Origin of the sequence: Leisingera sp. ANG59 (genome assembly GCF_013317235.1) — a bacterium.
Taxonomy (GTDB): Bacteria; Pseudomonadota; Alphaproteobacteria; order Rhodobacterales; family Rhodobacteraceae; genus Leisingera.
In genome coordinates this window covers 1-11,721 of the sequence record NZ_WLCM01000030.1, presented here as the reverse complement: position 1 = coordinate 11,721, position 11,721 = coordinate 1, and the positions used below count along the sequence as shown (strand labels likewise).

General features: G+C 62.1%; 11 protein-coding genes. 8 read left to right on the top strand and 3 right to left on the bottom strand.

Annotation, left to right across the window (positions count from 1 at the left end; all coding sequences use genetic code 11):
* Window positions 1–35 precede the first annotated feature (35 nt).
* From GKC28_RS19645 to GKC28_RS19620, 6 genes are all read left to right on the top strand, one after another.
* On the top strand, window positions 36–986 hold the full coding sequence (locus tag GKC28_RS19645; RefSeq protein ID WP_174148698.1) for an ABC transporter permease: 951 nt from the start codon (window positions 36–38) through the stop codon (window positions 984–986).
* A 32-nt stretch (window positions 987–1,018) separates the two neighbouring features.
* Window positions 1,019–1,897, top strand: a complete 879-nt coding sequence (locus tag GKC28_RS19640) for an ABC transporter permease (RefSeq protein ID WP_174148697.1) — start codon at window positions 1,019–1,021, stop codon at window positions 1,895–1,897.
* Window positions 1,898–2,260: 363 nt separating this feature from the next.
* A complete protein-coding gene (locus GKC28_RS19635) occupies window positions 2,261–3,748 on the top strand; it encodes an ABC transporter substrate-binding protein (RefSeq protein ID WP_174148696.1) in 1,488 nt (495 codons plus the stop codon).
* On the top strand, window positions 3,748–4,692 hold the full coding sequence (locus GKC28_RS19630; protein ID WP_174148695.1) for an ABC transporter permease: 945 nt from the start codon (window positions 3,748–3,750) through the stop codon (window positions 4,690–4,692). Before GKC28_RS19635 ends, GKC28_RS19630 begins: the two co-directional genes overlap by 1 nt.
* Window positions 4,689–5,465: an ABC transporter permease gene (locus GKC28_RS19625; RefSeq protein WP_174148694.1), complete on the top strand. Its 777-nt coding sequence runs from the start codon at window positions 4,689–4,691 to the stop codon at window positions 5,463–5,465. Before GKC28_RS19630 ends, GKC28_RS19625 begins: the two co-directional genes overlap by 4 nt.
* On the top strand, window positions 5,462–6,859 hold the full coding sequence (locus GKC28_RS19620) for an ABC transporter ATP-binding protein (protein ID WP_174148693.1): 1,398 nt from the start codon (window positions 5,462–5,464) through the stop codon (window positions 6,857–6,859). The genes GKC28_RS19625 and GKC28_RS19620 overlap by 4 nt, the downstream gene beginning before the upstream one ends.
* 239 nt (window positions 6,860–7,098) lie before the next feature.
* Here GKC28_RS19620 and GKC28_RS19615 read toward each other — a convergent pair whose 3' ends face one another.
* Window positions 7,099–7,485, bottom strand: coding sequence for a nuclear transport factor 2 family protein (locus tag GKC28_RS19615; protein ID WP_174148692.1), 387 nt, complete (start codon window positions 7,483–7,485; stop codon window positions 7,099–7,101).
* 253 nt (window positions 7,486–7,738) lie between these two features.
* Between GKC28_RS19615 and GKC28_RS19610 the strand changes: the two genes are divergently transcribed.
* Window positions 7,739–8,761 carry an alpha/beta fold hydrolase gene (locus GKC28_RS19610; RefSeq protein WP_174148691.1) on the top strand — a complete coding sequence of 341 codons (1,023 nt, stop codon included), beginning with the start codon at window positions 7,739–7,741 and terminating at the stop codon, window positions 8,759–8,761.
* Here the strand turns inward: GKC28_RS19610 and GKC28_RS19605 are convergent.
* Together GKC28_RS19605 and GKC28_RS19600 are read right to left on the bottom strand one after the other, a co-directional pair.
* Window positions 8,727–9,737, bottom strand: coding sequence for an AraC family transcriptional regulator (locus GKC28_RS19605; RefSeq protein ID WP_217434153.1), 1,011 nt, complete (start codon window positions 9,735–9,737; stop codon window positions 8,727–8,729). The genes GKC28_RS19610 and GKC28_RS19605 overlap by 35 nt on opposite strands.
* 244 nt (window positions 9,738–9,981) lie before the next feature.
* Window positions 9,982–10,923 (bottom strand): GlxA family transcriptional regulator, encoded by a 942-nt coding sequence (locus GKC28_RS19600; protein WP_174148689.1) that lies wholly within the window; start codon window positions 10,921–10,923, stop codon window positions 9,982–9,984.
* Window positions 10,924–11,000: 77 nt separating this feature from the next.
* Between GKC28_RS19600 and GKC28_RS26755 the strand changes: the two genes are divergently transcribed.
* The coding region (locus GKC28_RS26755) for a cysteine hydrolase family protein (RefSeq protein WP_302480812.1) at window positions 11,001–11,721 on the top strand (721 nt) is incomplete at its 3' end.

Genomic DNA, 11,721 nt, shown 5'->3' with positions numbered 1-11,721 from the left:
CTATTCCACGCTGCCTGTCTCGGAAGGAGGAGAACATGCCCGCATTCCTACTCAAACGCCTCATTCAGAGTATCGTATTGCTGGTGATCGTCTCGATCATTGGTTTTACCGTGCTCAACCTCATTCCGGGCGGGCCGATGGCTCAATATGCGCTCGATCCGGGGATGACCGAAGCCGACAAGGCGCGGCTCGCCGAGCAGCTTGGTCTGAACCGCCCGCTGTTGGTGCAATATTTCGACTGGGCCTGGCGGCTCCTGCAGGGTGACTGGGGGACATCGTTCCGCGACGGCAATCCGGTGCTGGCGGTAATCGGCCGGCATATCTTCGCCACATTCCTGCTGATGGGATCCTCAACCGTAATCGCAATCGCGATCGGCACGTGGATCGGCATTCGCGGCGCCACCCACCGCTACTCGCTCTTCGACTATGCTGCGACTGTCGGTGCCATGGTCGCCCTGTCGATCCCGACCTTCTGGTTCGGCCTGATCGGCATCTACGTCTTCTCGCTGAAACTGGGTTGGCTGCCGGCAGGCAACATGTACACGATCGGCGACGCGTCGGTGCTGGATTACCTGCACCACCTGATCATGCCCTCGGTGGTGCTGGCACTGGTCCATATCGCGATCTGGAGCCGCTACATGCGCACTGCAACCCTGGACGCGATCAGCCAGGAATTCGTCAAGACTGCCCGTGCAAAGGGGGTGAGCGAACGCCGGGTGCTGATGAAGCACGTGGTCGGCAACGCACTTCTGCCGATGATCACCCTCGCCGGCGTGCAGCTGCCCTCGATCCTGACCGGGGCGCTGGTAACGGAAACCGTCTTCACCTGGCCGGGCATGGGACGGCTGTTCCTCGATAGCCTCGGCTACAGCGACTACCCGGTTGTGATGGGACTGCTGATGTTCTCGGCCATCCTCACGATCGCAGGAAATCTCATTGCCGACATCGTCGTCGCCGTCGTCGATCCCCGCATTCGTCTGGCCTGACGCCAGCCCCGAAGAAACAAGAGGCCACCGAAATGACTACACTCGCCGCAACTCAATCCCCCAGCCGCTGGTGGCAAAGCCGCGTAATGCGGCGCTTCCTGAGCCATCGTCTGGCGCTCCTTGGCTTGCTGATGATCAGCTTGCTGACGCTTGCCTGCGTTGTCGGGCCTTATCTGCTGCCCTATGACTCGCTCTATATCGACCTGCGAGCGAGGTTCTCGCCGCCCTTATCGGGCGATCATTACCTGGGCACCGACCCGCTGGGGCGGGACATTGCCGCCCGGCTCTTGATGGCCGGACGGATCTCGCTTCTGGTCGGGTTCTTCGCCATGGTGCTGTCGATCCTGGTCGGCACGCTGGTCGGCGTGATCGCCGGTTATCGCGGCGGCTGGATCAGCGCCGTGCTGATGCGGACCGTCGACGGGTTCCTGTCCTACCCGACGATCTTCCTGCTTCTGGCCCTGGCGGCGGCTCTGAAACCGAGCCCGGTGATGATCACTGTCATCATAGCCGTGACAAGCTGGATGGAGGTTGCACGGATCGTCGAGGCCGAAGTCCGTTCGCTCAAAGAGCGGGAATTCGTACTCGCCGGGCGCATGCTGGGGCTAGGCCGGTCACATATTATGTTCCGCGAGATCCTGCCTAATGCCATGGGGCCAATCATCGTCGCCGCCACCCTGACCGTAGCCCGTGCAATCCTGCTGGAAGCCTATATCAGCTTCCTCGGTTTTGGTATTCAGCCGCCGCTGCCCAGTTGGGGCAACATGCTGAACGGGGCTCAGCAGTACTTGGCAACCGCTCCCTGGCTGGCGATCATCCCCGGCGCCGCGATCACCATCGCCGTATCCAGCTTCAACTTCATCGGCGACGGCCTCCGCGACGCTCTCGACGTGCGCAACGATAATATTTAAGGCGCCACTTGGCTTGATCATTCCTGCCGCAACCTCAGCCGGGGTCATGACCTCTAGTAGGATCATGGCCCCGGCACGGAAAGGCACAAACTCAATTGTTCCGCGCAATTGAAGCGCCGTTTTGGAGCGTGATTTTCCCCGTCTCGGCTTCATCCCCTACGCCATTCCAGCCCGTAAAAAGGCAGAGGAATGGTTCCTCGCCTGAAACGAGAAATTTTTGTTGCATTCGTTATGTTATAAAGTATCACATCAGCCCGATGACCGTTGGAGGAGCAGGCCCTCTCGCTTACCAGACATTGCTACCTCGCCCCTGAAGGCAGCACCACGCAACGGCACGACGAAACTTTTTGAACGGAGACACCAATGTTCCGCACTCTCACCCTTTCGCTATTGATGGCCGGCACCGCACTGCCGGCTATGGCCAATGATGGCGTGCTTGACGTTGTCGCCCCCTTCGAGCTCACGGGCGCGGATCCGGTGACTTCCGGTCATGTTTTCCTCAAGATGGACGTGACCGAAACACTGGTCGATGCTGACGCCGAGGGCAGGCTTGTCCCCGGTCTGGCCACTGAATGGAAATCGTCCGCTGACGGGCTGGACTGGATCTTTACCTTGCGCGACAACGTCTCCTTCCATGACGGCAGCGCCATGGATGGCGCCGCTGCCGCCAAGGCGCTGGACTGGTTGCGGGCCAATGGCGGCCTGCTGGCCAAGGCGCCGGTCGCGGCGATCTCGAGCGAAGACCAGACTGTGACGATCACGCTGACCGAACCCTTCGCCATGCTGCCCGCCATGCTGGCGGAGCACCGTTCCGCGATTATCGCACCCTCTTCCTTCGCTGGCGGGCCGGTGACCGAAGTCATCGGCACCGGTCCTTATCGGGTGACCGAATTCTCCCCACCCAACAAGATGACCGTCGAAGCCTTCGGCGACTACTGGGGCGATGCGGCGGCTATTGATCGGGCTGTCTACCATGGTGTCGGCCGCTCCGAGACCCGCGCTCTGATGGCCGAGAGCGGAGATGCGGATATCACTCTCTCGCTCGATCCGGCGTCCTTCACCCGCCTCAAGGGCGCGGAGGGTCTGCAGGTGCGGTCCGCGCCGATCCCGCGTGTCCTGATGCTCAAGGTCAATAGCGAAATTTTCGACCAGGCCACCCGCAAGGCGCTTTCGCTCGCCATTGATCGCGCAGGCATCGCCAAGGCCGTGCTGCGCTACGAAACCGGCGCGACCCAGATGTTCCCCCCGGGCATGGCAGGATGGCACGACACGACGCTGGCACCGCTCGCTTACGATCCCGAGGCCGCGAAGGCGGCGCTGGCCGAGGCGGGCTGGCTGCCGAACGCAGAGGGCATCCTCGAAAAGGACGGCAAGCCAATGGAAATCGAGCTGCTGACCTATCCCGACCGCCCGGAGCTGCCGCTTGTGGCCGCCGTGCTGGAGCAGCAATTTGCCGCCCTGGGCGCAAAGCCGGTGATCAACTCGACGAATTTCTCCGAAATCCCCGCCAAGCATAACGACGGAACGCTTTCCACCGCGCTTTTTGCCCGCAATTTTGCACTGGTTCCCGATCCGGTCGGCACCCTGTTGCAGGATTATGCACCGGGCGGCGACTGGGGCGCGATGGGCTGGTCGAACGGTGATTTCACCAAAGGCGTCAAAGCCATGGCCGCGGGTACCGCGCCGGAGGGCACCCGCGAGGATCTCGTCGCCACGCTGCACGAGGAAATGCCGGTCCTGCCCATCGCCTGGTACGAGCTCAACATGGCAGTCTCGGACGAGGTCTCCGGCGTGGTCATCGACCCGTTCGAGCGCACCCTCGGTCTCGCCTCCGTCACCTGGGCCGAATAATGCTTCTCTCGATTGGCCGCTCTCTGGGCTGGCGCCTGGCGCAGGCGGGGCTGGTTGCCATCCTCGTCGGCGTGCTGAGTTTCGCCATGATGCGCGCGCTGCCGGGGGACATGATCTTTCGCATCGCCGCCGCGCGTTTCGGCTATGACAACGTGACCGCCGAGAACGCCGAACTGGTGCGCAGCCAGATCGGCGACCCGGCGGGCATCTCCGCCTTCTTGGGGTGGATCGCGGGCCTGTTTCGCGGTGATCTCGGGACCTCGCTGGTGACGGGGGAAACCGTCCTGGCCGAAATCGCGCATCAGTTCGGCGCCACGGCGGAGCTGGCGGGCGTGGCGATCCTCCTGTCGCTGCTGATCGGCCCGCCGCTGGGTCTCTGGGCGGGGCTGCACCCCGGCGGATGGTTCGACCGGGCCACGGTGCTCCTGGCCTCCGTCTTTAAGGCCACGCCGCAGTTCCTTCTGGGGCTGGTGCTGATCGTTGTGGTCGCAATCGGCATGGGGCTCTTGCCCGCTGCCGGCCATGGCGAGGCGCGGCACCTGATCTTGCCCGGCCTGACACTGGCGCTCGGTCTCGCCGCCAACACCACCCGCATCACCCGCGAGGCGGTTGTGCAGGCGCGCGACTCCGATTGGTGGCGCTTTGCGCGCTGGAAAGGCCTGTCCGAACGACAGGTCGTCCTGCGTCACGGGTTACGCCACGTGGCGGTGCCCGTGCTGACGCTGATCGCCGCGCAATTCGTGGCGCTGATGGAAGGGGTCGTGGTTGTGGAAACCATCTTCGGCTGGCCGGGGATCGGCCATGCGCTCGTCCATGCAGTGTTCCACCGCGATGTGCCCATGGTGCAGGGGACGGCGCTGATCATGGGTCTTGCCTTTGTCCTGATCAATGCGCTTGCGGATATCGCCGCGCGTGTGCTCGACCCGAGAGAGGCAGCGCAATGATGCCCAGATGCCTTGGCCTGGCGATCCTCGCCGCCGTTCTGCTCTTCGCCTTCGGCCTGCCGCTGGTAAACGAGACCGACCCCACCGCCCAAAGCCTCCTGAATGCGCTGCAACCGCCCTCCGCCGAAACGCCCTTCGGCTTCGATCACCTCGGCCGCTCCATGTCCGCGCGCCTTGCCGCGGCGCTTCGGTTGTCGCTGACGATCGCCTTCGTGACGCTGGTGACCACTGCGGCGATTGGCGTGGCGCTCGGTGCGCTGGCAAGCTGGCGCGGCGGTTGGGTGGATCGTGCGCTGGTGCTCTTCGCCGATTCCATTGTGGCACTGCCCGCGCTTCTGATCGTGCTCATCGCCGGGCTGATCCTGCCGAACCAGCCGCTGGCCTTCTGGGCCGGCCTGTCCGCGACGCTCTGGGTCGAGATCTTTCGCCTCACGCGCGCCGCCATCCGTGCGCAGATTGCCGCGCCGGCGGTCGAGGCCGCCAGACTTCTCGGCTTCGGCCCGATCTATATCTTCCGCACGCATCTTTGGCCGGAACTGGCCCCGGTCTTGCGCGCCACCTTCGCGCTGACCTTCGCCGCAGTCGTCATGGGGATTGCCGCGCTCGGCTTCGTGTCGGTAGGCGTGCGCGCACCGACGCCGGAACTGGGGCTGATGATGGTCGAACTGCTGCCCTATTGGCGCGAGGCGCCCTGGGCGCTGTTGCAACCGGTCATCGCCACAATGGCAACCCTGCTCGCCCTGACACTCATCGCTGGAGGCCCCAAGGTATGACGCTTCTGAATGCTGACCTGACCGTCAAGGGCAGCCAAGCCGCGATGGTCGAACGGATCGCTCTGCGTGTCGCAGCGGGGCAGTCCGTCACCCTGATCGGCGAGACCGGCTCTGGCAAGAGCCTCTTTGCCCAGGCCATCCTCGGGACATTGCCACCGGGCTTGCACGCTCAGGGGACTTTGCACATCGAGGGTGCGCCTGTCGCTCTCGACGATCCCAAGGCGCTTGCCTCCCTCTGGGGGCACGCCATCTCTGTGCTGCCGCAGGAGCCGTGGCGCGCGCTGGACCCGCTGATGCGCGCCAGGCAACAGGTCGCGGAGGTCCACAGGCTGGTGGCCGGCAAGACCAATGCCGCCGCCGCCGCCAGCGAAGACCTCGCCGCGCTTGGTCTCGGCCAGGCCGCCGAGCGCTACCCTTTCGAGCTGTCGGGCGGTATGGCGCAACGTCTTGCCATCGCCGCCGCCCGCGCCGGAGGGGGGCGGATCGTCGTCGCCGACGAGCCGACCAAGGGGCTTGATTTCGCCCGCCGCGACGAGGTTGCACTGCGCCTGAGACGGGTGACAGACGACGGCGGTGCGCTGCTGACGATCACCCATGACCTTGAGCTGGCAGAGGCCCTAGGTGGCGAGATCCTGGTGCTGCGCAAGGGACAGCTGATCGAACGCGGCCCGGCTGAACAGGTGCTCAAGACCCCGACCGATCCCTATACAGCGGAACTCATCGCTGCGGAGCCGCGGCATTGGCAAAAGAGCCCCTCCGCCCGGAGGGGAACGCCTGTTCTGTCGGCGCAGGGGGTCACCGTTGAACGCGGTGGGCGTCAACTGTTTGAGAGCCTGGATCTTGTGCTGCATGCCGGTGAGGTGGTGGGGCTTTGCGGTCCTTCCGGTGTGGGGAAATCCTCGCTGGGCGATACGCTCCTGGGGATCACGGCGCCCGCCACCGGCAGGGTGACGCGCAGCGACGGGCAGGCCCGCATGCGCTTCCAGAAACTCTGGCAGGATCCGCCCGCCTCCTTTGCGCCGCACCCGGCCTTGGGAAAGGGCCTGGAGGATCTCATGGCGCTGCACGGCATCCCGCGCGACCGTCTGCCGCCCTTGCTGGAACGGCTCCGCCTTGAGAAAGGCCTTCTCGCACGCAAGCCGGACGCGGTTTCCGGCGGCGAGTTGCAACGCCTCTCCATAGCGCGCGCTCTGCTGCTGGACCCGGTGTTCCTTTTTGCGGACGAACCCACCTCGCGTCTCGACCCATTGACCCAAAAGGAGGTTATTCAGCTCTTGACGGGCCTTGCGCGCGATCAAGGCATCGCCCTGCTTCTGGTGAGCCATGACCCGGACCTCATCGCCAGTGCAACAGACCGCCAGATCGCCTTGTCGCCAATGCTTTCATCCAAATGAGATGATGATGCGCTTCTGCGGGATAGCGGCTCTCTCCCCCCCCCCGCGTCTGGATCTGGGATTTTTCACCTTTAAACAAACGATAGACCGATTTGGCAGCGACACCTAGCGGCCAGGCAGGTCCTGCACCTTGCCCGCGCAAACAGGTCAGTGGACAGGGTGCAGGTTGCCGGGCGGTGCCGCGGCAGCCCATGCCAGGAGTTTCCGACAAGACCCGCAGCGGCTGGATTGACCCTCCCTCAGATCCGGTCCACCACTTTCTCCAGGCACCAAACCTTGGCCACGATCTGCCATCCGTTTTCGCCTTTCAGCAGCGACAGGTGATCCTGATACACATTCTTGCGCGCGCGAAAGCGGATCTTCGCGACCGCGCTGACCGGCGACAGGTAGTCCACCATCAGGATCTCCGCATCCGGCTCCTGGCCCAGGGCATGGGGCGAGTTGGCCGCATTGCCGCCCACGTCAGCGTTGAAACTCGCAACCGGCTCGGCAAAAATCACACCTTTCTCCGCGTCAAACAGACTCGCCGCAGGGTGAAACACGACGTCCAGCTTGTCCTTGTCGCAGAAAAACAAACCGTCAAAATATGTCTGCAATGCCTCAAAAAGCTCCGCGTGGTTTTCCATGTGATGACCGCTTTCCAATTATGAATATTATTCTGTGACTTTGGTTTAGGGGCTGATGCCTCACCTGCCAAATGAAGAGATTTGGGCGGGCGCATTCGCGATCGTGATGCTTTCCAAGAAACTCATCAAAGCCCAATGTGGATATTACCCACCCTTTGAACAGAAATCTTTGGTCCTCGATCGCGATTCAGGTCTCGCATGCCGTCATTTCGGCTGATGAAGCGCAGGTTCACTGCACAGAAGGACCTTTGTTATGCTCAAGACCTCTTTCACCGCCAGCGCGTGCTTGATTTGCGTGACCGCCTCCGCACAAGCCGAAGCGACCGGTTTTCGCCATTTCGGTATCGATGGAGAAGGCACTCGTCCGCTGAATGTCGCACTCTGGTATCCGGCCGAAGACAACGCCCCACCTCAACCAATCGGCGAAAATCCGGCGTTCATCGGCATCAGTGCCATTCCCGGAGCAACGCCGGAACCAGGGCCGCATCCCCTCATCGTGTTGTCGCACGGGTTCGGCGGCAACTGGCGGAACCTCAACTGGCTGGCCGGAGAACTGGCAGGACAGGGTTATGCAGTTGCCGCCCCGGATCATCCCGGAACGACCACCTTTGACCGGAATCCCATTCAGGCTGAGATGCTTTGGGAGCGGCCGCGCGATCTGAGCCGCACCATCGATGGCGTTCTGGCAGATCCGGCACTGGCTGGAGAGATCGATCCAAGCCGCATCGCCGCTATCGGCCATTCGCTGGGCGGCTGGACGGTGACAGCTGTTGCGGGTGGCCGGTTCGACCCGGTGCGGTTCGCGCGGGATTGTGAGGTCAACGCCAATCTCCGGGCCTGTTCCCTTTCCGGAGAACTCGGGCTGGCTGATGCCGCCCTCGGTCAGGATTTTCGTGACCCGCGTGTGAATAGCTTTGTCTCCCTGGACCTTGGCCTGGCTCGGGGTTTCACACCGGAAAGCCTCGCTGCGCTGCCTGTTCCTGCCCTCATACTTGGCGCGGGCATTGATGTCGGCGATATGCCGGCGGAACTGGAATCCGGTTGGCTTAGCGAACATTTGCCCGCCGGAAGTACCCGCAAGGTGACAATCCCGGATGCAATCCACTTCAGCTTCATGCAGCGATGCAAGCCAGGGGGAGAAGCATTGATCGAGGCGGAAGTGCCGGGAGAGGGAATTATCTGCCGGGATGGCGGCAGCCGTGGCCGCGCAGAGATCCATGCGGAAATCTCCGCGGCAATCATCAGCTTTCTGGAGGAAACGCTTCCACCGCGCTGACCGAAGCGATTGTGCCGGACCTGGCCTGGCGGCGCCAGCCGCTGGGCGAGGTGCCGGCAACGCGCCGGAACTCCCGATTGAAATTCGACTTCGTCTGGAAACCACAGTCGAACATAATCTCTGTCACCGGGCGGTCTGTTTCCACCAGCAGTTCCATTGCGTCGCGGATGCGCCATCCATTAATGGCCTGCGACACATTCTGGCCCAGCTTGCGGTTGATAGCTCTGGAGACCTGCCGGGCGGGAATGCCCAAACGGCGCGAAAGCCGGTCCAGTGTCAGGTCCGGATCCCGGTAAAGCCTGCGCTCGGCCAGAATCCGGTCTACCTCTGCCATGACTTGGTTGTCGGCGGGTGCCGGGAGGCCTTGCCAAGCCGGGTCCTCGGAATTCCCGGCCACAGGTGCCGATTCGGGCTGCGGCACGCAGCGCACCATCACGATCACCGCCCAGGCAATCGGCGGCAGAACCAGAAGGTTTGCAGCGCTGACGATCCCCCGGACGTGGCCGCCACCGCCGAGCCCGAAATCCATGGCGATGGCCAGATCGACCATCCCGGAAAACAACAGTAGTCCGCCCGCACAGGCAGCCGCCCGGCCGGATTGCGGGGCATCGCTCAGCCGGGCTCCGGTTAGAAGGTCCGCTCCTGCGAGGCCACGCCGCATCAGCGTTGCACCGTAGCCGAGGAACAGCGCGGCCAGCAGGGCGTCAATAGGAGGATAAACCCATGGCCACAGCGCCGAAAGCACAAACACTATTCCCGTTGGCACGAAATGGTGCCAGGCTGGGCCTTTCGCCAGCCCGTTCAGACCAGAGAAGCACAGCCACGCGGCAGGTGGCAGAAATGCCGCGGTCACCGGTTGCAGGAACCGGAAAACCGGGGCCTCGTAGCTCCACCGCAGTCCGACAACCACGAGCAGCGTGATACAGGCACTCAGAAAGACTATGGCAGGTCTGTAGCCGCTTTCCCTCTGTGTCATGATGAGACATAGCAAAAAGGTCAGAACAAGCGCGACAATGAAGGGCAGCGGCACGGAAATCATGCGGACACTATTACCTCAGAATACGTGAAGGGGAATGCCAGGAATGGCGCCTGAAGCGGGAGCTCGCGGGGTTTGGAACAAGCAACAAGAGGGAACGATAGCTGATGCTCTCGCACCGTGCTTGTGCGAAAGCCTGTCAGGGCAAAAATAAAAGCCGCAATCTGGTTTCTGGTGTTCGTTCCTATTGGGCGTAATTGATCTTGAACCGGCGCCGGTACTCTCCGGCACTCAGGCCGGTCACCGACTTGAACAGGCGGTTGAACGCCGACAAATCATGATAACCAACGCGCCAGCAAATTTCGCTCACTGTCATTTCCGTGAGTTCGAGCATTCCCTTTGCTTTTTCCACTCTCAGTTCCTGCACATACTGATTGACCGAAAGGCCGGTGTTGCTGGTGAATCTTCGTTGCAAGGTACGCATGGATAAATTCGCGCGGCCCGCCAGCGCTTTGACGGAGAGATCGCTGTCCGCATTGCCTTCCATCCAAAGCTGCAATGCGCGAACGGGCTGATCATTGTGCGACAGGCCGGGACGGAACGAACGGTAGTTGCGCTGTTCCCTCCCGGTTGGGTCTATAAGCATCTGGCGGCAGATGCGGGAAACAACGGATGGCCCCATCCAGCGGCCAACAAGTTGAACTCCAAGATCGACCCAAGCCATCACACCTCCCGCAGTTATGATGTCGTTGTCATCAAGCAGGATACGTTCCGGCCGAAGATGCACCTTGGGAAACGTCGACCTGAAATCCTTCTCCAGAGCCCAATGTGTGGTGGCCGGCCGTCCGTCCAGAATCCCCGCATACGCCAGCCAGTAAGCTCCGGCACAGGCAGAGCAGACAACGGCTCCTCGGGAATGCATGTCTCTGATCCAACGATGCAGCTTCTTGTCGCTAGCCCCTCTCGCGCCCGTCAGGGTTGGCGGCAGAATGACCGCATCGAAATTTCCTTGGCTGTTCAACGATGCGGGTTCGAGGACTTCATGGAAGAGACGTGGCCCGGGTTCGCCGTCGGCCATACGGTTCGCCGTCTCAAAAATTTCGCCCAATCCAAACAACGCGGACTGTTGGGCACCTTCATATTTGATGATGGCCGCTTTTGGCATATCTGGCACAAAATCCGTCATTTCTGCCAATCGTAATCAGGGTCCGCGAGCACGTAAAGACGAGACAGCCCCAGTTGCACCAAATGAACGAGGACAAAATGAAAAAATCCGCCCTGCTGCTGGTCGATATTCAAAACGACTATTTCCCAAGTTTCGGTGGAAGCAAGATGCCCTTGCCGAACATGGATGCTGCCGCGTCAAATGCGGCGCGTTTACTCGCAACCGCCCGGGAAACCGGCATGTTGATTATCCATGTCCAGCATTTGATGCCGTCAAATTCCGCGCCGTTCTTCCGGCCTGGAACACCCGGCAGCGCGATTCATGTCAGCGTGGAGCCAACCGGGACAGAGAAAGTCATCACAAAAGCCAGGCCGAACAGTTTCGTCGGCACCGATCTGGAGGACATATTGCGCGGCGCGCAGATAGAAGGAGTTACGATATGCGGTGCAATGACCCAGATGTGCATAGACGCCACTGTTCGCGCTGCGGCCGACAAGGGTTTCAAGGTCACCCTGGCGCATGACGCCTGTGCAGCAGCAAATGTTCAGCACAATGGTGTCTGTCAACGCCGTTTCAATTTTCCCCAAAAGTGCCGAAGTAAAATTCCCCACTTGCTCGGTCCCGGTGATCAGCCGGCGTTAGTGATCAGCGGCTCCATTCCTTGTCTTTGGCGGTCGCCCGCGGCGCTTCGGCGGAGGCGGGGGAGCGATCGGGGCGTTGGCGCGGACATGCTCGGGTATGAGGTCGGCATGGCTGCGCAGGCGGTAGCTGGCACCTTCGATCTGTATGACCACAGCGTGGTGCAGGGCGTGGTGCAGG